This is a genomic window from Oenococcus alcoholitolerans, from assembly GCF_051852995.1.
GTDB lineage: Bacteria > Bacillota > Bacilli > Lactobacillales > Lactobacillaceae > Oenococcus > Oenococcus alcoholitolerans.
This window is the reverse complement of the sequence record NZ_CP176039.1, coordinates 1-20,712: the sequence shown is the minus strand read 5'-3', so window position 1 is coordinate 20,712 and position 20,712 is coordinate 1. Positions and strand designations below refer to the sequence as shown.

Sequence of the window (20,712 nt, the reverse complement as noted above, 5' to 3'; positions counted from 1 at the left end):
TTGTAACTTATCAAGCCGTCTTCTAATAGCTTACGATGTATGTTGCTTTGCAATGCTACTAATAATTCCTCAACTGTTTTTGCTTAGAAGTTACAAATCCCCTACAAATATGTCCAATTGACTTTTTAAAATTCGCTTCATATTGGGCTCATTCACCTCAAAAAAGCGGTACTGCACAAAAACGCACAGTACCGCTTCTTAAAGATTTTTCAAGAAAAGATTATAAGCGAACTTCACATGAACGAGCTACTTGCTCAGCAGCCATTCTTCCCTCATAGATTCCCCAAATAACTAGACTTGGGCTACGCCGAGTATCACCAGCCACAAAGACACTTTCTTCATTCGTTGAATAATCATTGTTAATCTTTGTAACTCTAAATGCATCTAAAACCGTTTGCTGTGGACCGGCAAAACCCATTGCTAATAATACTAAGTCAACCGGCTGATCATGTTCTGTGCCCACAACCGGCTTAAATAACCGTGCTTTGCTAGTCGTCATTTTAGTTACTTGACCACTTTTGCCACTAAAACTAATGGCTGTTGTTTCATAAGCAGTTAATGGCTGACCCAATACTTCTTGAGCTTCTTGTTGTCCGTAACCCGTTTTGGCAACCATCGGCCACCGCGGCCAAGGATTGCTAGCAGGCCGTTCTTTAGGTGGTTGTCGAGTTATCTCTAACTGTTGAATTTCTGCAGCTCCTTGGCGAACAGCAGTTGCAATACAATCGTTACCGGTATCACCGCCACCAATTACAACTACTTTTTTCCCAGTTAACAACCGATTGGCCTTAATTCCATCTTGCAAAACTTCTTTAGTTGCTTGGGTTAAAAAGTCGACAGCTTGCATTATTCCCTTCAGATTACGACCAGGCACCGCTAAATCACGTGCTGCTCGGGCTCCATAATTTCCAAGGAAGTAGATGTGGTCAGTACGGGGCTTCAGCTTTTGTCAAAAACGTTGCTATCGAAGAATGAACAAATGCAACAAGAAGTGCCCATCGATGAGCAGTTGAATACATTAAGCGGGTCATTAGATGATTTAACTGCGAAAGTAAACGAAGTTAATGTTCGAATAGATTCAAACAACGAATTAGTCAAGAATTCTGCCGATTCAGAGAAAGAGTTGCATAAACAGGCACTTGAGCTAATGAGGCTTCGGTGCCTTCAAGACGATATTGCCTCCTGCCAATCAAAGGTTAAAGACGTTCAATCTAAATTGAAGAATGCAATCAGCGAGAATAAACAAAACCAGGACGCATTAAATATGATTGATAGTGGTATTGCAGCGCTCAAAGCAAAGACTCAGTATGAGCAGGAAGCAGTTTCCAGAATTAATCATCTTTTAGGATTATTAGAAAACAAGCGCTTTAAATTGTGTCTTTCTGCCGTGGAAGATGGTCTGAGTGGATACTACACAATTGAGGGAAATGATGGGAAGCGACGTCCAGTGTCAGCCCTTAGCACAGGCGAGAAGAACCTTATTACTTTTTTATACTTCTTTTATTTGGTTGAGGCAAAAATGTCGGAACAAAGCCCAATCGCAATTGTTATTGATGATCCAGTTACCAGTAACGACGATCAATCCATGTTTCTGATAGTAACACTTATTCAAAATTTACTTTTTCGAGCAAAGGAAATCAACGTGCAGGGAAGTCAAAAACTCCAGATATTTGTTTTTACGCATAATTCCAGTTTCTATATCAACTTGAAAGAGTGGACAAAAAATCCATATACAAAGAAAAACCACAGTTTTCATCTTTCGGCTGGCCCAATCGGCAGTGTGATTGAACAAATTAAGGATAAAAATGAAGATATTATTAATAATTATGACGAACTTTGGCGTGAAGCCCAGTTTAGTTATCAGCAGGATCAGAAGCAGGCACTTTGGAACCAAATTCGTCGAATATTAGAGACCTACGTCAAATTTAACAATCGAACTGCGAGTTTGGAAAGTGCCGTTCGCGAAAAGATAATTGCAGCCGAAGACGCCGAAAAAAAGCTCATCGCTTTGCAACTTGTAAAAATTGCACATGCTAACTCGCACAGTATTGATGAGTTGATGCAAGATCTTTCTCCGTGGAGTAAGGAACAGATCCGTGATGCATTCAAATTTGTTATGGAATCACTTGGTGGTCAAGAGCACTTTGAAGCACATTGGAATCCGAGTATCGTGTAACAGTATCAGCGGTGGGTGCTTGTGATTATGGAATTTCGTACCTCTTGCTGCATCTTTATCAGGTATTGATTCAAGTACCGTCGATCTAGCCACTCCGCAATCTCTCTCATATCATCGTTTCGCCAGGCGTACATTTGGATGATGTCATCCAGGTACGCCTTTTTCCATTTTCTCATCACCTTTATCGCGCGATGCCTGCCTTGGCAAAGATCCATTATGACAATCTTTTAAGAACTAAACCTAATGTTTTTGGTATAGCTGTGGCCACTGATGATAATGGTATGAATTTTCCATTATCTTTGTTAAACATATCAGCAAAAGATACATATACACTTACATCATTTAAGGTGTTTGCAATATTAGAAGAAAATAAAAGTACACATGCCAAAAAATGTTTACTAAAAGACAAAAACTGTAATCAAAAGATAGACAATTATATTGATCAACTATTAGACATCTCTCAAAAAGATGATTTCTAGCCCGAGTTCGCAATAGTGAAACTACTTTCCAAGCGACAAGTTTAATTATGCAATCTAGGCATGATTATGAATTTTGTATATTATATATGAAAGCGGATCCGTGAAAATGGCTTGACAATAACTAGCTTATAATCGTTGCAATAATCGAGTTTATGAATCATTGAAATTTGTCTTGATAATTGTATCTTTTATAGTTATAGTTTATTTGTGAATTATTTATTAAATGATCTCACAAATAATGAAAGAAGGCTTTTCAGTTATGGCTGAACGTAGTTATGATTTCTTAATGCCAAGTGTTAATTTCTTTGGTCCTGGTGTCATTGAAAAGATTGGTGACCGTGCCAAGATGTTAGGCATGAGGAAACCTGTTATCGTCACTGACAAGTTTTTGGAAGGTTTGAAAGATGGTGCCGTTCAACAAACTTTGGCTTCATTGGACAAATCCGGCGTTGATTACGTTGTTTACAACAATGTTGAACCAAACCCAAAGATCCGTAATATTAAAGAAGTTAAGAAGTTATATGAAGAATCAGGAGCCGACTCAATCATCACGGTTGGTGGTGGCTCTGCTCATGATACTGGTAAAGGTGCCGGTATCATCCTGACAAACGGTGATGACATTACTAAATTGGCTGGTATTGAAACCTTGGACAAGGCTTTACCACCATTGATTGCCGTTAATACGACTGCCGGAACTGGTTCAGAATTGACCCGTCACGCCGTTATCACGAACGAAGAAACACACTTGAAGTTCGTTGTTGTTTCATGGCGCAACATTCCGTTGGTTTCCTTTAACGACCCAACTTTGATGTTGGACGTACCAGCCGGTTTAACGGCCGCAACTGGGATGGATGCCTTCGTTCAATCCATAGAACCTTACGTTTCCGTTGACCACAACCCAATCACAGACTCACAATGTATTGAGGCAATCAAATTGATTGAAACTTCCTTACGTGAAGCTGTTGCAAACGGTCATAATCTAGAAGCACGGACTAAGATGGTTGAAGCCGAAATGTTAGCCGGAATGGCCTTCAACAATGCCAACTTAGGTTACGTTCACGCCATGGCTCACCAACTTGGTGGCCAATATGACGCTCCACATGGTGTCTGCTGTGCATTGCTATTGCCTTACGTTGAAGAATACAACATCGTTGCTGACCCAGAACGGTTTGCTGAATTAGCTAAGATTATGGGCGAAAACACCGATGGTCTATCAACTCGTGACGCTGCTGAATTGTCTATCAAGGCCATGAAGCAAATGTCACAAGACGTTGGTATTCCAAAGTCCATCAAGGAAATCGGTGCAAAGCCTGAAGACTTTGAATTGATGGCAGAAAACGCCTTGAAGGATGGGAACGCCTTCTCCAACCCTCGTAAGGGTACTAAAGAAGATATCATCAAGATTTTCCAAGCAGCTTACGACGCTAAATAAGTTTTAACAAGGCTCATTAAAAGTTGAATCATAGCTGAAAATAGTGACCATCCAGAAAATTTGGATGATCACTATTTTTATGTTTCCTGAGGAGTATTCAAAAGATTGTCTCAGCTTCCTGTGACGATTTCTTAAAAATGTTATTACTGCTAATCCGAATGCTAACCAACCTACCGATATGTTAATGCTAATCCATTGGATGATATTTAAAATTAGTTCCCATGATTGACCTATAAATAATTGTATAACTTTCAACATTATAAAATCTTCTTTCTTATTTGTTTGCATTTGTATTATTATTTTTATAATTATCAAGCGCCTTACTGTTCTACGTCACCAAGTTTTAAAGCCTTCTTTCAAATTTTGTCCGTGTCCTACTAGTAATATAAGGATTAACCTGAAAGTTAATCCGTTTAAATTGGTTCTCACTAGTAATATAGCGATCAGGCAAATTTGTTTGAAAACTTGGATAGTGATATAGATTCCCTGTATAATGGTATTTTGTAGAGAAGTTAAGGCGGTGGCTATTTCCAATCGGAGGTGGTGCTTATGGTGTTAAACCTTTAAAGCCCATAAATCCTAACGAAAGGAGTAGCCTAGGTGTCCGTTGCGGACGCTTTACAATTAATGCTGGCTTTCGGTACTTTTATCGTGGCCTTAATCGCATTAATTGTTGAGCTGATCAAAAGTAAGCAAAAAAAATAACCGCCTTAGCTCTGGTCAGCTAGCGGTTATTAAATATCGTTAAAATCTGCCACCGTCTTTAACGGCTCTACATGGGAAGCCCTGTTCTAGCGGGACTTCCTTTTTCTATTACATTATAGCATGTCCCTTAAAAACTGGCTAACGTTTTAGGCTTTGATCAGGTTCAGAATCTGGTTGTTTAATTTCTGGATTCTGTTTAGCAAATGCTTTCAGTTGTTTTTGCGTTCGATTACTGATTTCATGGTGTAAATCATTTAACTTATTTTTTAGTCCTAAGAACCTGTCTAGTATCTGCTGAATCTGGTAGAATTGTGGAAAACCGACTGAGGAGTTTGTCATGCCAGATTATCCAAGCAATATTTCTCGAGCGCAATTTGCGTTAATACAACCTGATTTAGAAAACTTCCGCAAGCATACAAGACCGCGTCGTTATGATCTTTATGACGTATTCAATGCCATCCTTTACTCGCTTACTACAGGGTGTCAATGGCGTGAATTACCGCACGATTTCCCGGAATGGCATACCGTCTACCGCTATTACGATATGTGGCGAGATAAACCAGACCCGACAGCTGATTCGCTATTAGAACGTGTTTGGATACTTTGACATTCGATTTGATTTTAGTTAAATTAGATCAAAAACAGGAGTTTTTAATCCATGAAAAGCTTTGCACACCATTATAGTAGCGACATCTCTCGTGAACAATTTGAATTAATCCGGACAGATCTAGAAGGCATACGTAAGCGGACTAAGCCAAGAAAGGTTGATTTATGGTAGATTGTAAAATTAATCCGAACGCTGTTCGGACAAAAAAGATCAGCTTCCTTTAAAATGGTGTTTACCACAAACCCATCTTTTAGGAGCTGATCTTTTGTCTAGTATAACCTATTCCGAACGAATTAAAATCGAAATCTTTTGTGAACTAGGGCTGTCCAATATCCAAATGGGCGTTCGGCTGAACCGATCACCGTCAACAATTTCTTATGAATTATCTCGATGTCAACCTTATCAGGCTGAATTAGCACAAACAGATGCCGAATACAAGCGATCACGATGTGGTCGGAAAACTAAGCTGAGCGATGAGTTAAAGCAAAAAATTCTCAACCATTTACGTCTAAGCTGGTCACCAGGAATGATTGCTCACGAATTTAAACTAGCTACTAAATCTATTTATAATTGGCTAAATCAGGGGAGAATTGGTTTCTCCTTGAATGATCTACCTGAACATGGCGTACGCCAACGGCGTAATGTTGACCAACGATCCAAATATAATCAATCTTTGGGGCGATCAATTGAACAGCGTCCCATGATGATTAATCAACGTAATCGCATCGGCGATTTTGAACTAGATACAGTCGTTGGTCCTCGTGGGCATAGTAAGGCAGTTTTATTAACTTTAATCGATCGAAAATCACGGTTCCTTTGGGCATACCGGTTAAAAGATCGGACGACAGCGACTGTTAATGAAGCCCTAACTAAGTTCCTAACCACTTTTAATGGTCCGGTGCACAGCTTTACTGTGGACCGTGGCACTGAGTTTAGTGGGCTAGTATCACTTGAATCACAATATGGTATTAAGACCTATTACTGCCATGCTTATACGCCAGCTGAACGTGGTAGTAATGAACGCTTTAATCGGAATTTACGTTATTTTTATCCTAAAGGGACTCGTTTTGAGCACATTAGTGCTCAAGATTTAACGACGACGTTACTCCAAATTAACCAGCGACCGCTTAAAATACTCGACTGGCAAACACCGTATCAGGTTATGCTGACAAATTTGTCCAAAAATTCGGATTAAATTTGCAATCTACCAATTTACCCAAAATCAATTTGGTTCAACATGTTTTCTGTACTTGCTTGATCCAAGCCTAAATAAGCTAAAGTCATGGCTTCACTTGAGTGATTTAGTAGGTGCATGACTAGGCCAATATTGTAATTTGATTGCGTATAAACACGATAAGCCCCAGTTTTGCGCATTGTATGAGTACCTAGATAATTAATTCCTAATAGATCGCCAACCTTACTCATAATTTTGGAGCCATTCGGGTAATTGGGGCATAGTGTCACGTCCTTAGTTTTGGTGTACGGTCGTTGGTTTGAGCGGTTTAACGTTGGAATTTGGGCGGTCACGTAAAGCTCGGAGTGCCCAAAGAATCGAAACCGTGTCAACGACTTCTTGAAGCATTGCGCCGAAGAGGGCCGGGATGATCCCGGTACTGGCAATCAGCATTAGAATCGTACAGATGGCGATCCCAATCCAAACGGCCTGCTTAGCCACTTGCATGGTGTCTTTGGCAATTTGAATCGCGGTGACCACGCGGCTGAGGTCGTCCTTTAAAATCACGACGTCGGCCGATTCACTGGCCGCGGTGGAACCGTGCGCCCCCATGGCGATGCCGACGTCCGCCACGGCCAGTGATGGGGCGTCGTTGACCCCGTCGCCGACCATGATAACCGGACGTTCATCCTTAGTAACGGCCTTTAAGTGCTTGATCTTGTCCGCCGGAAGTAAATCGGCAGCCACCGTATCGATTCCGACGGCTTCGGCAATGTTGTCGGCAATCGCTTGTTGGTCCCCGGTCAGCATCATCACGTTTTTAACGCCTTCAGCGTGCAGGGCTTGTAACGTGGCAGCGGCTTCTGGCCGAACGTTGTCGATAAAGGTCACGTAGCCGGCGTAACGGCCATCAACGGCGACGTAAATCGCCGTTTGTGCGAGTGGTGCCGTCGTGGTTGCTGGATCGACGAATTTTAGCTTCCCGACTTTAACGACGGCGTTGTCGACCGTGGCGGTGACCCCGTTACCGGTGACTTCTTCGAGGTCGGCGACGGGGCTGAGGGGTTGGTCGTTGGCAAATTTAACTAAGGAACGGGCTAAAATGTGGCTGGAATTTTGTTCGGCACTGGCGGCCAAGTGTAAAATCTGATCTGGGGTAAAACCAGCCTGGGGAACGATGTCATTCACGGTTAGTTGGCCGCTAGTGATCGTTCCGGTCTTATCAAAGGCGGCCGATTTGGCAGTCGACATTTTTTCAAGCATGTCACCAGTTTTAACGACGATCCCGTTCCGGCTAGTGCGACTCATGCCTGAGACGAGGGCGACTGGTGCGGCCAGAATTAATGGACACGGTGAAGCTACGACCAGAACTTCGGCGAACCGGTGCGGATCACCGCTGATGAGCCAAGCGATGCCCGCAATCACGTACGCAACTAAGGTAAACGGAACCGCGTACCGATCGGCTAACCGTACGAACTTGGCGGGGCGTGATTCAGATTCTTTCACCAACTTGACCAGTTGCTGGTACTGGCTATCGGCGGCGAGCTTGTCAACGATCATCGTAACGGCACTATCGCCGTTGACCGCTCCGGACATTAAATCATCACCGACGGCTTTTTCAACTGGCTTGGATTCCCCAGTCAGTGAAGATTCGTCAAACATGGCAGTGCCATCGATCAAGTGACCATCGACGGGCACCAGTTCGCCAGGCTTAACCACTAACTGATCCCCCACGACCGCGTCTTCGACCGCAATATCGGTTAACTGTTCGTTCTGAATGCGGTGTGCGGTCCGTGGTGAATTATCGAGCAAAGCCTTTAATTCGGTGTTGGCACGCTTAGCAGCGTAGTCCTCCAAAGAATCCCCACCGGTCAGCATGATTAGGACCACTAGGCCGGCCCAATACTCGCTGACAGCCAGGGTGGCGACGATGGCAGTGATTGCAAGTAGGTCGACGCCGTACTTACCGGACCGTAACGTTTTGACCATCTCAACCAGCATTGATAGGGCCATAACGGAGCCCCACAACGTAATAATCAGCTGGGCAGCCAGCTGTTGGTGAAAGCCAAACTGAAGAATTAGCGCAATGATCCCGACACTGACCGTTAACGTGAGTTTATAATAATGGCGCATCGAAAACCCCCTCTTCTTGTGTTATGTAACTGATTCCTCTATGATTGTTATAATCCTAACATGAAATGCAATTTATTTAAACAGATAAGAATGATTCTAAATAAAATTCTAATAGTTACGAAAAATTATAACTATTTTCTGAAATAATGACCGCTTTTGGAATGAAAAAGGCGCGCTTAGGCTTAACCTGATAAGCTTAAACGCCCATTAAACAAGCGATTTTACTTCTAATACTAGTATACTTATACATGAACACTAGATATCAGAAAAAATACTGAAATCAGCATTTGTATAAGACCAGGCGCGCTGTACAGGTGGTAATCCGTTACCCTTGTTGCGTGTTTTTTTGTACCATGGACGCCATTTTAAACTTGCTGGGCGAACTGAGTCACTGGTCGGACTTATCTGGTGTATCAAGGGGGTTATCCATTAGCAAGATAAATGTAACCATTAATCGTTACGTGGTGTGTCAGCGTGGTCGCTTGTCAATGACAAGGCGAGTACCATTAGAAACACTAATCAGCGCTAAATTGTAGATCAACACCAATGCGATTAGGCAATGTATAAGTCACTTTTCAGTATGGCGTTCGGCGAATTCAACCAACGGAAAGAAGGAAATTCTGCTACTGATTTTGAGTTAGCACAAACAGAATTCAACGGACAATGCCGATTAAACCTGATTTAGTCAGGGTGCTGAGTGCTTCGAGGAATAACTCGGAGGAATGTACCGATTGCTAGTCGGAAATTTACGCGTGGGGACTACCCACAAAGGTAGGAAGAACCACGAATTAATTGTTATATAGAGTGTATATACTCAGTAGCAGGTTTATTATTTGGCAGATTGCAAGAAATAACTTGAACGAATTTAATGACGTAAATTAAGCAAGAAGATCTCGATTGGTGTATGCTAATTAAGACATTTAAGTGGCCGTGAATTCAAATACCAATTAATTTGAACCAATTGGTGATCACTTAGTTCTTCAATGGCTTGGCCTTTGGGAATAAAGCGCCGCAAAACTCGGTTACGGTTCTCATTACTGCCTCTTTCATGCGGTGAATAGGCATGGGCAAAATAAACCTGTGTACCAGTTCGCCGTTCAATTGTCTGATAGTTAGCGAACTCTTTACCATGATCTACGGTAAGCGTCTTGAGCTTGTCTTGAAGTTGACTAGCTAGTTCAAGTACGGCTTGAGTCATGGACTGACTGTCGCGACCATGGAGCCGTTTAACAATTGTCAGGCGACTCTTACGCTCCACAAAAGTAGCCACAGCTTGACCTTTACGTTTACCAGAAAGTACGGTATCAGCTTCAAAGTGGCCGAATTCCTGGCGAGTTTCGACTTTATGAGGCCGATCCTCAATGGAGCGGCCGTGATTGAACGTACCACGCTTTTCTTTAGCACGATGACGACGAATTCCATGATCAGGCAAATCGGTCAACTGTATATCAAGCCATCCTTGATCAATCCAGTTATAGACCGTCTTGTAGGCAATCCCCACCACATGGGCAACTTGTTCAGGGGACCACTTCTGGACTTGAATCTTTCCCTCGATCAAGTGTTTAAGTTTTTTTAGTGAGCGAAGACTTCCGCCCCCGTTGACTAACCTTTCGTTCAAAGTCAGTTTGCGCTAGCCCAGCCTGGTACTCACTATTTAGCCGGTGAAGTTCGTTAAAGATGGTGGTCTTACTAAAGCCTAAGTAGTTAGCGATGTATCGCAAGGAACGTCCTTCATTATGAAGCGTTTCAATGACAACACGGTTCTGGAATGATAAAATAGTGGTGCTCATCAAGGTCCTTCTTTCTAATGGATTGTGTGGTAACACCAGTAAAGACCTTGATGGTTTTTTCTGTCCACTTAAATGTTCAACTTAAATTTTACAATCTGCCTAATAAATAAAACAAGGTAAATACAGGCACGTTTGACAGTACCACGATTCACATAGGGAGAAGACCATTGAAATACACCATTTTACTAGTCGAAGACGAGGCGGGCTTAGCCGACTCACTCAAAACCGAATTCGAGCTCGAGAACTTCAATGTGCTCTGGGCCAATGACGGGCTAATCGTGCTGGACATGTTCCGGCAAAACGAGGCCCAGATTGATTTAATCATTTTGGACTGGATGCTGCCGCACCTGGACGGCTTCAGTGTGCTGCGCCGCATTCGCAAAACCAGCCAGGTGCCGATCATCATGCTGACGGCGCGCGATTACATCGGCGATAAAGTGGCCGGGCTGACCGGCGGCGCCGACGACTATGTCACCAAACCATTTGAAATGGAAGAACTGATTGCCCGGGTCGAAGTGGCCCTGCGCCATTCGCAGCCGGCGGCCACCACTGCCGCCGTGTATACTGCTGGCAATTTGAATGTGGATACGGACACCAAACGCGTCACCCGGGGCGGTACCATCATCCCCCTTACCCAGCGAGAATACGAGCTGCTGGTGGCGCTCATCAGTCATCAAAACGAGCCCTGTTCGCGGGAAGATTTACTGGACACGGTGTGGGGGGTCGATTTTGACGGCCAGCCAAACATCCTGGACGTCTATGTCCGCAATCTCCGGAGCAAAATCGACACTCCCAACCAACCTAAGCTGATTCACACTGTCCGCGGCGTGGGCTACATGCTTTCCGAACACGTGGCGGAATAAGGCCCTAATATGAAAAAAAACAAACAATCTAGCGCAGCCATCATGCTACGCAGCATGATGCGCTTCATCATCATTGTCACCTTGCTGCTTGGCGCTGCCATCATCATCGCCGTGGGCCATCAGCTGCTGGAAGATGTTCAAACCACCACCAGTCATATCACCGCCAGTCTCAAGCAAACCGACATTGATGGCGATGATGACTGGGAAAGCTGGCGCAAAAACAGCACCCTGGACACCAGCGCTACTTATGTTTATGTCCACAACAAGCGCGCCGATGCCAAGGTCAGCCAATACTTCTCCCCGCACGCGGAAAAAGTCTTAAAAGTGACCCCCACTAAGGTGCCGTTTTTAACCAATGTCTATTATCGCCCAGGCATCGGGCTGCTGTACCATCGCATGGTGCACGCGCGCGGGATTTACTACACGTTGTGGCAAAACACGAATCCCCAGCTGGCGGTGCTGCTGCGGGTGATTGAAGTCACTGCCATCCTGCTGGCGGTGACGCTGCTGGCCACGCCGCTGTACATTCGCCAGCTGACCAAGCGACTGACGGATCCTCTGACCACGCTGTCTCACACGACCCAGATGATTGCCGGCGCCAAAGAACCTGGCGCGATGCGGCTACCGGTCCCGGCGCAACCGACTGAAGTGACGGAACTCGCGGGTAATTTCAACGAGTTGCTGAGCATGTTGAATGAACGCCAGGAGCAGCAAAAACTGTTCGTGATGAACGCCGCCCATGAGCTGCGCACTCCGATTGCCACTATTCGCAGCCACGCCCAGTTGATCGAACGTCACGGCAAGGATCACCCGGAAATCATTACCAAGTCGGTGGGCTACATCACCGAGGAATCCCGGCAAATGCAGCACTTGATTGATGAGCTCCTGCAACTTTCCCGCGCCGACCGGCTCGCGCTTGACCTGACCCCGCTTGATCTCAGTGCCACAGTGACTACCATCATGCAAAAAATTGCTGGGACCTTCGAACAAGCCGTCACCACCGAGATTCAGCCTGACATCCATATCACCGGCAACGAAAGCGCGATTGAGCAAATTTTGGTCAACCTAGTCACCAATGCCGCGAAGTATTCGCCAGCGGCCAGCCAAATTACCGTCACCCTCACCCAACAGGCTAATGAACCGCCGGCCCTGGCGGTGAAAGATCAAGGTAGCGGCATCAGTGCTGAAGATAAAAGCCACATCTTCGAGCGCTTCTACCGCAGCGCCGATGTGCGCGGCACGGTAGCTGGCACCGGCTTAGGGCTAGCCATTGCCACGCAACTCGCTCAGCTCAGCAATAGTGAGCTGACGGTCGCCGACGATCAGCCGCAGGGCACCATTTTCACGTTGATTTTCTCCACCAAATAAACTTTTTCATGCCGCTCAAAAATATTTTTGAGCGGTTTTTTTGCGCCGAATATTAGTAATCTGAATATTTTTCAGCTAAATCACCCTTGATACTGGCACTGCCGCGGTGAAAGCTGAAGATTATTGAGTTTCGGGTTAGTTTTCATGAGTGGGCGCACCGCGGGATTGTTGTTATGCTGGGTTCATCCTGAAAGTTCAGTCAAGGGGGAACACATCATGACCGCACTCATTACACTGCTACCTAACCTTAATCAATTGTTGCCGCAGCTCATCAGTCAATTCGGCTCACTCATCTATCTTGGCTTGTTCGCCATGATCTTCATTGAAACCGGCGTCGTGGTGCTGCCCTTTCTGCCTGGCGACTCGCTCCTATTTCTCTGCGGCTCGCTGGCGGCGATGGCCAATCACAGTTTGAACATCTGGGTGCTGTTCGGCCTGCTCAGCGTGGCCGCGGTGCTTGGAGATTCGCTTAACTTTGAAATCGGTGAACACTTCGGGCTGCGCCTCGCGCACAGCGCCAAGCTCAGCCGCTTCATCAAACCCGCCTACCTCGAACGTTCGCAGCGCTTCTTCGACAAGCATGGGAAAGCCGCGATTTTCCTTGGCCGCTTCATGCCGATCATCCGCACCTTCATCCCCTTCACCGCTGGCGTGAGCCAGATGCGCTACCGCGACTTTGCCGCCTACAACGTACTTGGCGGGATCACCTGGATGGCGGTAGCCCTCGGCGCCGGTTACCTGTTCGGCAACATTGCTGTCGTTAAAACCCATTTCGAACTGATCATGCTGGCCATCGTTGTCATTTCCTTAGCGCCTGCCGCCTTCATGGCGCTGCGCCATCGCGGAGGTGCCGACGATGCCGACTAAAACCAAAACATTGCTAGGCGGGCTGAGCCTGATTGTCTTTGCCGCCTTAGCCCTCGGCGTTATCACGCATGCCGCCTGGCTTGCGCAATTGGATGCCGCGGCCAGCACTTTGGCCACGCGCGCCATTGATCCGACGAATACCGCGATTTTCAAAGTCGTCGCCACCCTTGGCAGTCCTGCCACCGTCATCGGCCTCACTGCGCTGTTGTGCCTGTGGTTGTGGCTCAAACAAGGCCCAGTCATCAGCCTGTGGTTCGCTGGCCTGCAGCTGGGCGGCTCCGCCATCACGGAAGGCTTCAAGCTGCTGATTGACCGCAGTCGCCCGCTCCATCAGCTGGTGCTGGATCACGGCGCTAGCTTCCCCAGCGGCCACACGTTTTGCACGGCGCTGCTCGTGTTCACCTTGTGGACGCTATGCCTACCACACATTCAAGATCAAGAAAGCCAGCTGATTACCATATTGATTGGCATTGGCTGGATTGCCATGGTGGCCATTTCGCGGGTGTATCTGCGCGACCACTACCTCTCTGATGTGCTTGCCAGCGTGTGCTTAGCTGGCGGTTGGTGGCTGCTCGTCACGCCTGTTCAAGCCTTTATTCAAACTAAAATGCGTCAGTTTTTACCGGAAAGGATGTTGAAATCATGGCCACATCAAAATTAACGATTGTCGTTCCAGCCTACAATGAAGAAGAGGTGCTGACCTCCTCGGTGCAAAAATTACTGGCCGTTGAAGACCAAATCGCCGCGCAAGCCGTTCTGGGCCAGCGCGCCGACATCCTGATCGTCGATGATGGCTCCAAGGATCACACCTGGGAAATCATCGAAAACCTGCACGCCGCGAATTCCCGGATTCGGGGACTACGCTTTTCTCGCAACTTCGGTCATCAGTCGGCGCTGATCGCCGGCATGAGTGAAGCCGTGAAAACCGCGGACATGATTGTCACCATCGATGCTGACCTGCAAGATGATCCTGACAAAATCGTCGACATGGTGGATGCCTACGCAGATGGCGCCGATATCGTCTACGGTGTCCGGAATAATCGGGAAACCGACAGCTGGTTCAAGCGCACCACGGCCCAAGGCTACTACAAAGTCCTGAAGCTGCTAGGGGTTGAACTGGTGCCGAATCACGCGGATTTTCGCCTGATGTCCAAGCGCGCGGTTGAAACCTTCCTTCAGTACCCGGAACGTAACATTTTCATTCGCGGCCTGATTCCTAAGCTTGGCTTCAAAACTGCCGAAGTCTTCTACAAGCGCACCCCGCGCATGGCGGGCGAATCCAAGTACCCGCTGAAAAAAATGCTGGCCTTTGCCTGGGACGGGATTACCAGCCTGACGATTGCGCCGGTGCGGTTCATTCTCATTCTGGGTACCTTGTCTTGCCTACTGGCGGTGGGCATGGTGGTTTACGCCATTGTCATGACAATGCTGGGGCTCACCGTGCACGGCTGGTCGGCGTTGATGGTGTCGCTGTGGTTCGTTGGGGGCATCCAAATGATCAGCCTCGGGGTGATTGGTGAATACATCGGCAAGCTCACCACCGAAGTTAAACATCGCCCGCGCTACACGGTGCAAACGATTCTGGATTAAGGTGAGGGTATGAAAAAGATTAAACCCGCCTTTCTGCCAGCAATTTTAATCCTCTGCCTGCTCATTGGCAGCATCGGTAACCTGACCAGTGTGCTCGGGGTGCCGGCGCTGTTGGTGGTAGTGCTCCTGGGCGCGGGGCTTTACTTCGGGGCGCCCCGACTTGACCATTTGTCTACAAGGCAGCTGCGCTGGGGCATTGGCCTTGGCTTACTGGCGATGCTGATTGCCCAGGTGGTCGTGTTGCACGTGATGCCCAACACCGTTTACCACGATCCGTACCGGGTACTGTCGCAAGCCGACCAGCTCGCCGCCGGCCACATGACCTGGGATATCACCTACTTCTGGCACTACGCCAATAACGTGCCGCTGGCTTATCTGCTCTCCCTGTGGTTGCGGCTGACGCAACTGGTGGGCTTAAGCACCAATCTTTCGGTGCACCTGCTGAGTATCTTGGTGTTGGACAGCTTTATTGCCCTGGCGCTGCATACGATTTGGCAGCTCAGCCAGCGCGCCAGCCTGCTGGTCGTGGCCTTCGGTTTTTTCGCCTTGACGCCGTTTGCCTACACCTACTACCTGCAAGTCTTCTACTCTGACTTGCCAACGATGCTGGTGCTGCTCATCATCATGCGGAGTCTGCTGAACTGGTCGCAGAAAACGTCGCGCCAGCGCTGGTTTGCCGGCAGCGGACTAGTTGTTGCCGTGATGCTCGGCGCCATGCTCAAGCCTAATATGGTGGTCTTGTTGCCAGCTCTGCTGATTGTCGGCCTGATTCTGGCCCGTCAGCACCTCTGGCGACAAGCCAAACTGACCCTGCCCATCCTCTTGATTGTGCTGGGTTTCGGGCTGAGTCTGCCGGCGACCAAAGTCATTGACGTGGCAGCCAATTATCAACCCCGCACCGCCTTTTCGTTCCCGGCGACCAACTGGATCTTGATGGGCTACAACCAGCACAGCAACGGCGGCTACTCCGGCAAGGATGTCGGACGTGCCATCAAGCAGCCCAGCCGCGCCGCCCGCCAGCGGTACAATTTGAAAACCATCCCCAAGCGCATCAAAACTCTCGGGGTGGTTGGCGTCATCCGGTTGTGGGTAGTGAAGTTAGGCATCGTGCTCAATGTCCAAGGCATTCAGCGCTGGTACAACGGCGGCTTCCGCGCCGCACCTAGTTGGTACAGTAATCATGCTGGCTTCTATCAGGGACTGACCGTGATTGGCTATGTGGCCGCGACCCTGCTCATGTGGGGCGCACTGATGCTGAAGCTCTTACGGTGGCGGCCAGATCTGACCGACCCGCATCAAATCCTTGCACTGCTGGCGGTGACCACTGCCCTTGGCTACCTGGCTTTCCACACCCTACTGTGGGAAGTTGAACCGCGCTATGGTCAAGCCATTTTGCCGCTGCTCTGGGTGGCTTTGGCGGCCATCCCGCGTCAGGCCAGCCAGTCGCGTCCCCGCTGGGCGAACCAAGCTAGCCTCCTCAATGGCGCCACTGCTTTACTCGTCGTCTTTGGGGCCGCTGGTGTGCTTGGCGCTCAGCTGCCACAAAAGCAAGTGATTGCCGCCCAGCGCAGTCAGCTATCCGTGCAGTATCACGCCAAGCCCAAGGCCGTGACGCCAGGCACCGTGCTGGCAGAGGTGGTCGATGTGAACGCGCCAGCGAACTATTTTTCCGTTCAGATTCATGCTGGTAGTCAGGTGCAAGTCACCCTCACTAACCTTGCCACCGGGCAACATTATCGGTTAACGATGGCTGGCAGTGTGGCCCGCCTGCACCACCAGCTCGCCGCTGGGCAATATCGGATTACCGTTCAAAACCTCACCACCCGCGGCCAGCAGGTCGATGTGACCCACACCTACCATTATCAGCTCGCTGCTCACCCGCTAACGGTGAACGGCCAATCACAGCCCACCGCCTCGTTGATTTATACCTGCATGCAGCGCTGAGAAAGGAGCCTTTTTATGGAAAAACCAATCACTACCCTTTACAGCAAACACGGTACAGCCTTGCGCTACCTGATTGTTGGGGGCTTCACCACCGGCATTAATGTGGTGCTGTTCTTCGGCCTGACTCACCTTGCGCGGCGCGTCACTGCTGGCGGACACGGCGATTTTGTTCATCGGCCTCACCTTAATGCACGGTTCGCCGCTGATTGTGAAGCTGATCGACCAGGTCGTCGTCATCGTGCTCAATTACGGCTTCAGCAAACTAATTTTCGCTTAACGTAAAAATGGTCCCAGCAGTGGAAACTGCCGGCATCCGCCAGCGCTGCGTCGACCACGTTCATCACAGCCAGCGAATGCGCCATCCGCTGCTTGGCGGCAGCCAAATCGTGATGCGCAATCATCGCTTCGAACGCGACGAACTCTTCGTACATGCGGTGCCGGTCAACTTTGACATCAACGGTTTCCTTGGTCCCGTCATTCAGTCCCTCGGTGAAGCCAGTCAGCACATTCACCGGCCCGGCGATTTGAATCGACCCGCGGTTGCCTTGATGTCTTTCTTTTTTAGTTGGCATAAATAAATCAATGACCTTATCACCAAAACTCATACTGTTGCCTCCTATCCATTAAAAATTGATCAAGTTCTTTAAAATCTCTTGGACTTCTTGACTAGTCAACACTTTGGCCGTCACATCAAAGTCCGTTAACGCATTTTCAATATCCCGTTTAACCTGTTCGATCTTTTCGTCTAAATGAGTGACCGCTAGGTTTAAGCTCTTAACACTTTTGTCCTTAATTGGCACCTTAACGATTAGCAGATGTTGCTTAGTTGTCATGTTTTTGGATTCTTGGACTTTAGTAAAGTGGTCCAAATAACTGGCGATTAATTGGATTTTAAATTGCTGTTTTGGCTGTTCTTTTTGTAAGGCGAGATACCGGCGCTTAAGACCGTTGAGATAAGCCGTCATGTTGACGGGAATCGTTGGTTCAACAAACTGTAACGTGTCATCAACGCCTTCACCCAAGGTACTCATTAAAAATGCCCCATAGTCTTCAAAGACATCTTGTTGTTCCGTGTCATTTAGCAGGTCAAGGTTAATGCCACTGATTTCCAAAATCCCGACTAAATTACCGGTCTTGGTCACTTGGTAGTTGCCATACATGCCCACCACTAAGCTCATATCATCAATGGTCTCTTTTCCACCGTTAATTTTGGGTGGCTGGTAGTCCCAATCTAATTTAGCTGGGTTATTTTTGCTGATCTGCTTTAAACGCATTTAATTCACCTCGCTTCTTTGGTTGTAAATAAAACAGTTTCTGACCATTGGCATAGCGACGTTTCAACTTAAAGTTATCTCGCACTTTAATATTCTTCCGCGCCGCAACTGGCCTAATTGTTAAAATAGCCATGACAATCGTCATGGCTAAGACAACAATCACTATTTTTATCAGAACTAAAATTAACCCATAGGGCGGGATTGCAATAAAAATCAATCCCATTAGTCCAGCCAGTCCCGCTATGCCAAAATCTCTTAAGGTGTAGTCTTTCCAAATGCCGTAATCTTTATCGACGTTTTCCGGAAAAATAAACTCTTTACCCTTTTTCATTTGGCAGGCTTCCTTTCTTTAATTAAGTAAACAGGCTGTAAACCCAAGGCAGAACCCAGATAATGGCCGCCGCTAGGGCAACTAAACCGGCCACCCGGCCAACGGCGTGGTAGACTTCGGACTTTTCTCTTGGGTCGTCAGCGTCCGGCATGCGTTTAATGATGATAAATAACGCCACACAGATTCCGACTAATACCACCAAACCGGTTAGAATCCCTTGAATGGTCTTCCCGGCACTGGTTAGCTTGCTTTTAACTTCGCCACCATCGGCAGCAAAAGCGACTTGGGCGTTCATCAATGCTAAATAGCTTGCAGTTGCTCCACTGATTGCTAAGGCTTTTACTTTGTTAAGCTTCATATTTATTCCTCCTTTCCATCGTCTTGTTCGTCTTGTGACCTTAATTGAACTTTTTCCGCTTGCGTTTGCTCGGGTTCATGCTTATAGAATTTGTTCAGCTGCTCTTCGGCAATTTGCTGACTAGGTAAAGGTTCGGTTGCTAGTTTTACACGTCCGTTTTGGTTAGTGGCGAGGTAATATTCTTTTTCTGGCTGACCGAGTTCTTGAGTTTCCAAGACATGTAAGTTATGTTCGTATCGACCTAAAGCGTTATCGACTTTTAAACCATAGAAGCCCAAAAAGCCTTCTAGAAAACTCTCACCAAAAAAAGTTAATTCGTTTTTGATCTGCTTATATTGATGAGTGGGTTTATCACTAACCAGCTGTTCGACCTTTTTGACATTATGACTATCTTGATGACGATTAAACCAACCGCTAAGTTTTATTGGTTCAATTTTGAGCTGCTGTTTGACCGTCTTTTTAATCATGGCCTGCCGTGTCTTATCAATCGGCTGTCCATCACTTGCTAAGCGAGCTTGTAAGACTTTTTGATCAGATAAATCTTGGTCATCATCAACCACAATAGCCTTTTGGTCATCGTGAACGAGCGTGCCGTTAATGCCTTGCCATTTTTCGATCTGAATCATATCAATGCCCTTTCATGTATAATACGAACATATGTTCGCTTTTAAGATAACATAAAAAAACTGTTTTGCACACAGCTTTTAAAAAAATATATATAAAAACCAGCTTGATGAAATTAAGCTGGTTTATTGTACTTTTTAGCTATTGTCTTTTGCCTGTTCTCAGCTGTTTATGGTTGATTATGGCAATCATTCGAATACGCTTTTTCTTCTCTACTTTGTAATAAACGACTAAAAGATCATCAAGGATATGGTATTCATGAAAACCGGTCCAGGGCCGATCAGTTAAAATGTGATCCCGATAGCTGTCCGGCAAAGAGCCTTGATCCTCTAAAATATCAATACTATCTAAAATTTCCTCCAATACTTCTTTATTTCCTTTATCACCGTAGGGCGTCAATTTATTCAAACTGCTCATCTGCTTATCGAAGCGGTCTTCGATTTTGATCTCATACATCGGTCAAGCCCAACGCTGGCGCCTTTGTTCTTTGGTTAAATTCAAAGCGTCATCTTGGATTAAGCCCAACTCTTCAGCTTGAGCTTTTACCATGGCCTTTTCTAATTGGGCATCAATCACTTTTTTTTGTACTAGAAAGGGCAAACCACCATTGATAACAACCTGATGATAATAGATATTAATCGCCGTCGAAGCATCGATCCCCAGACTTTTAAAGATGGCGTTAGCCTGTTCTTTAATTTCACTTTCAACCCTAGCTTGAACGACCTGTTTTTGTTTTGTGGCTGGCATAATACCTCCTATTCGCCTACTATTATAATACAAATACTAACTAATATAATACATTAACTAATTAATATGTGTTAAATTCGCTTAAAGATGTGGACCTGAATAATGCCGGTTTCTCGTTTGGTGCTGCCTATGTTTTTTGGTCATTTCCCACTCGGTCTCTTTCAAACCTCTTAATTGTTGTTTTCTTAGATAATCTTCATCACGAGCATATAGGGCGGCCATAATGGCGTCACTAAAGGCCGTCTTTAAA

At 46.7% G+C, this 20,712-nt stretch carries 21 protein-coding genes and 4 pseudogenes; 13 read left to right on the top strand and 12 right to left on the bottom strand.

The window, feature by feature from the left end:
• Positions 1-220: 220 nt before the first annotated feature.
• A complete protein-coding gene (locus tag ACKP2L_RS00125; protein WP_439424626.1) occupies positions 221-847 on the bottom strand; it encodes a hypothetical protein in 627 nt (208 codons plus the stop codon).
• 33 nt (positions 848-880) lie between these two features.
• On the opposite strand from ACKP2L_RS00125, the gene ACKP2L_RS00120 reads away from it, so the two are divergent.
• The 6 genes and pseudogenes from ACKP2L_RS00120 to ACKP2L_RS00095 all read left to right on the top strand — a co-directional run bounded on the left by ACKP2L_RS00120 (position 881) and on the right by ACKP2L_RS00095 (position 6,594).
• On the top strand, positions 881-2,176 hold the full coding sequence (locus tag ACKP2L_RS00120) for an AAA family ATPase (RefSeq protein WP_439424646.1): 1,296 nt from the start codon (positions 881-883) through the stop codon (positions 2,174-2,176).
• Between the two features lie 134 nt (positions 2,177-2,310).
• The gene (locus ACKP2L_RS00115) at positions 2,311-2,655 is read left to right on the top strand and encodes a hypothetical protein (RefSeq protein ID WP_439424625.1); all 345 of its coding nucleotides are present in this window, start codon (positions 2,311-2,313) and stop codon (positions 2,653-2,655) included.
• Positions 2,656-2,914: 259 nt separating this feature from the next.
• Complete coding sequence (locus ACKP2L_RS00110) at positions 2,915-4,087, top strand: iron-containing alcohol dehydrogenase (RefSeq protein WP_439424624.1); 1,173 nt, start codon at positions 2,915-2,917, stop codon at positions 4,085-4,087.
• 627 nt (positions 4,088-4,714) lie between these two features.
• Positions 4,715-4,792, top strand: a complete 78-nt coding sequence (locus tag ACKP2L_RS00105; RefSeq protein WP_235708434.1) for a putative holin-like toxin — start codon at positions 4,715-4,717, stop codon at positions 4,790-4,792.
• 337 nt (positions 4,793-5,129) lie between these two features.
• Positions 5,130-5,387: pseudogene (locus ACKP2L_RS00100) on the top strand (transposase); the annotation flags it as partial.
• A 277-nt stretch (positions 5,388-5,664) separates the two neighbouring features.
• Positions 5,665-6,594 carry an IS30-like element ISLpl1 family transposase gene (locus ACKP2L_RS00095; RefSeq protein ID WP_024855727.1) on the top strand — a complete coding sequence of 310 codons (930 nt, stop codon included), beginning with the start codon at positions 5,665-5,667 and terminating at the stop codon, positions 6,592-6,594.
• A 17-nt stretch (positions 6,595-6,611) separates the two neighbouring features.
• On the opposite strand, the pseudogene ACKP2L_RS00090 reads toward ACKP2L_RS00095, so the two are convergent.
• From ACKP2L_RS00090 to ACKP2L_RS00080, 3 genes and pseudogenes are all read right to left on the bottom strand, one after another.
• Positions 6,612-6,830, bottom strand: a pseudogene (locus ACKP2L_RS00090) (tyrosine-type recombinase/integrase); the annotation flags it as partial.
• A 37-nt stretch (positions 6,831-6,867) separates the two neighbouring features.
• Complete coding sequence (locus ACKP2L_RS00085) at positions 6,868-8,706, bottom strand: heavy metal translocating P-type ATPase (RefSeq protein ID WP_003577309.1); 1,839 nt, start codon at positions 8,704-8,706, stop codon at positions 6,868-6,870.
• 907 nt (positions 8,707-9,613) lie between these two features.
• Positions 9,614-10,496 (bottom strand): annotated as a pseudogene (locus ACKP2L_RS00080) (IS30 family transposase).
• A gap of 167 nt (positions 10,497-10,663) precedes the next feature.
• Here ACKP2L_RS00080 and ACKP2L_RS00075 point away from each other — a divergent pair.
• The 7 genes from ACKP2L_RS00075 (at position 10,664) to ACKP2L_RS00045 (ending at position 17,410) form a co-directional block, all read left to right on the top strand.
• Positions 10,664-11,359, top strand: a complete 696-nt coding sequence (locus ACKP2L_RS00075; protein ID WP_439424623.1) for a response regulator transcription factor — start codon at positions 10,664-10,666, stop codon at positions 11,357-11,359.
• Between the two features lie 9 nt (positions 11,360-11,368).
• Positions 11,369-12,727: a sensor histidine kinase gene (locus ACKP2L_RS00070; protein ID WP_439424622.1), complete on the top strand. Its 1,359-nt coding sequence runs from the start codon at positions 11,369-11,371 to the stop codon at positions 12,725-12,727.
• A gap of 216 nt (positions 12,728-12,943) precedes the next feature.
• Positions 12,944-13,594, top strand: a complete 651-nt coding sequence (locus ACKP2L_RS00065; protein WP_003581721.1) for a VTT domain-containing protein — start codon at positions 12,944-12,946, stop codon at positions 13,592-13,594.
• A complete protein-coding gene (locus ACKP2L_RS00060; protein WP_016511775.1) occupies positions 13,584-14,255 on the top strand; it encodes a phosphatase PAP2 family protein in 672 nt (223 codons plus the stop codon). The genes ACKP2L_RS00065 and ACKP2L_RS00060 overlap by 11 nt, the downstream gene beginning before the upstream one ends.
• Positions 14,237-15,184 (top strand): glycosyltransferase family 2 protein, encoded by a 948-nt coding sequence (locus ACKP2L_RS00055; RefSeq protein ID WP_003581715.1) that lies wholly within the window; start codon positions 14,237-14,239, stop codon positions 15,182-15,184. The genes ACKP2L_RS00060 and ACKP2L_RS00055 overlap by 19 nt, the downstream gene beginning before the upstream one ends.
• Positions 15,185-15,193: 9 nt before the next feature.
• The gene (locus ACKP2L_RS00050; protein ID WP_439424621.1) at positions 15,194-17,128 is read left to right on the top strand and encodes a hypothetical protein; all 1,935 of its coding nucleotides are present in this window, start codon (positions 15,194-15,196) and stop codon (positions 17,126-17,128) included.
• Positions 17,129-17,143: 15 nt separating this feature from the next.
• On the top strand, positions 17,144-17,410 hold the full coding sequence (locus tag ACKP2L_RS00045; protein WP_003581712.1) for a hypothetical protein: 267 nt from the start codon (positions 17,144-17,146) through the stop codon (positions 17,408-17,410).
• On the opposite strand, the gene ACKP2L_RS00040 is transcribed toward ACKP2L_RS00045, so the two are convergent.
• From ACKP2L_RS00040 to ACKP2L_RS00005, 8 genes and pseudogenes are all read right to left on the bottom strand, one after another.
• Entirely contained in the window at positions 17,383-17,733 is a 351-nt protein-coding gene (locus ACKP2L_RS00040; RefSeq protein WP_003581709.1) for a hypothetical protein, read from the bottom strand. The genes ACKP2L_RS00045 and ACKP2L_RS00040 overlap by 28 nt on opposite strands.
• Before the next feature lie 18 nt (positions 17,734-17,751).
• Complete coding sequence (gene trsD / locus ACKP2L_RS00035; protein WP_439424620.1) at positions 17,752-18,402, bottom strand: TrsD/TraD family conjugative transfer protein; 651 nt, start codon at positions 18,400-18,402, stop codon at positions 17,752-17,754.
• Entirely contained in the window at positions 18,374-18,733 is a 360-nt protein-coding gene (locus ACKP2L_RS00030) for a conjugal transfer protein (protein WP_439424619.1), read from the bottom strand. Before ACKP2L_RS00030 ends, trsD begins: the two co-directional genes overlap by 29 nt.
• 22 nt (positions 18,734-18,755) lie before the next feature.
• On the bottom strand, positions 18,756-19,091 hold the full coding sequence (locus ACKP2L_RS00025; protein ID WP_439424618.1) for a CagC family type IV secretion system protein: 336 nt from the start codon (positions 19,089-19,091) through the stop codon (positions 18,756-18,758).
• 2 nt (positions 19,092-19,093) lie between these two features.
• Positions 19,094-19,714 carry a hypothetical protein gene (locus ACKP2L_RS00020; RefSeq protein ID WP_439424645.1) on the bottom strand — a complete coding sequence of 207 codons (621 nt, stop codon included), beginning with the start codon at positions 19,712-19,714 and terminating at the stop codon, positions 19,094-19,096.
• A gap of 142 nt (positions 19,715-19,856) precedes the next feature.
• Positions 19,857-20,171 (bottom strand): type II toxin-antitoxin system YafQ family toxin, encoded by a 315-nt coding sequence (locus tag ACKP2L_RS00015; RefSeq protein ID WP_439424617.1) that lies wholly within the window; start codon positions 20,169-20,171, stop codon positions 19,857-19,859.
• 3 nt (positions 20,172-20,174) lie between these two features.
• Complete coding sequence (locus ACKP2L_RS00010; RefSeq protein ID WP_439424616.1) at positions 20,175-20,462, bottom strand: type II toxin-antitoxin system RelB/DinJ family antitoxin; 288 nt, start codon at positions 20,460-20,462, stop codon at positions 20,175-20,177.
• A gap of 81 nt (positions 20,463-20,543) precedes the next feature.
• A pseudogene (locus tag ACKP2L_RS00005) lies at positions 20,544-20,712 on the bottom strand (nicking enzyme TraA protein); the annotation flags it as partial.

Coding starts and splice junctions, on each gene's coding strand:
- ACKP2L_RS00070 (WP_439424622.1), top strand. CDS start 11,369: ATGAAAAAAAACAAACAATCTAGCGCAGCCATCATGCTACGCAGCATG.
- ACKP2L_RS00015 (WP_439424617.1), bottom strand. CDS start 20,171: ATGTATGAGATCAAAATCGAAGACCGCTTCGATAAGCAGATGAGCAGT.
- ACKP2L_RS00050 (WP_439424621.1), top strand. CDS start 15,194: ATGAAAAAGATTAAACCCGCCTTTCTGCCAGCAATTTTAATCCTCTGC.
- trsD (WP_439424620.1), bottom strand. CDS start 18,402: ATGCGTTTAAAGCAGATCAGCAAAAATAACCCAGCTAAATTAGATTGG.
- ACKP2L_RS00055 (WP_003581715.1), top strand. CDS start 14,237: ATGGCCACATCAAAATTAACGATTGTCGTTCCAGCCTACAATGAAGAA.
- ACKP2L_RS00065 (WP_003581721.1), top strand. CDS start 12,944: ATGACCGCACTCATTACACTGCTACCTAACCTTAATCAATTGTTGCCG.
- ACKP2L_RS00040 (WP_003581709.1), bottom strand. CDS start 17,733: ATGAGTTTTGGTGATAAGGTCATTGATTTATTTATGCCAACTAAAAAA.
- ACKP2L_RS00110 (WP_439424624.1), top strand. CDS start 2,915: ATGGCTGAACGTAGTTATGATTTCTTAATGCCAAGTGTTAATTTCTTT.
- ACKP2L_RS00025 (WP_439424618.1), bottom strand. CDS start 19,091: ATGAAGCTTAACAAAGTAAAAGCCTTAGCAATCAGTGGAGCAACTGCA.
- ACKP2L_RS00060 (WP_016511775.1), top strand. CDS start 13,584: ATGCCGACTAAAACCAAAACATTGCTAGGCGGGCTGAGCCTGATTGTC.
- ACKP2L_RS00030 (WP_439424619.1), bottom strand. CDS start 18,733: ATGAAAAAGGGTAAAGAGTTTATTTTTCCGGAAAACGTCGATAAAGAT.
- ACKP2L_RS00105 (WP_235708434.1), top strand. CDS start 4,715: ATGCTGGCTTTCGGTACTTTTATCGTGGCCTTAATCGCATTAATTGTT.
- ACKP2L_RS00125 (WP_439424626.1), bottom strand. CDS start 847: ATGCAAGCTGTCGACTTTTTAACCCAAGCAACTAAAGAAGTTTTGCAA.
- ACKP2L_RS00010 (WP_439424616.1), bottom strand. CDS start 20,462: ATGCCAGCCACAAAACAAAAACAGGTCGTTCAAGCTAGGGTTGAAAGT.
- ACKP2L_RS00085 (WP_003577309.1), bottom strand. CDS start 8,706: ATGCGCCATTATTATAAACTCACGTTAACGGTCAGTGTCGGGATCATT.
- ACKP2L_RS00045 (WP_003581712.1), top strand. CDS start 17,144: ATGGAAAAACCAATCACTACCCTTTACAGCAAACACGGTACAGCCTTG.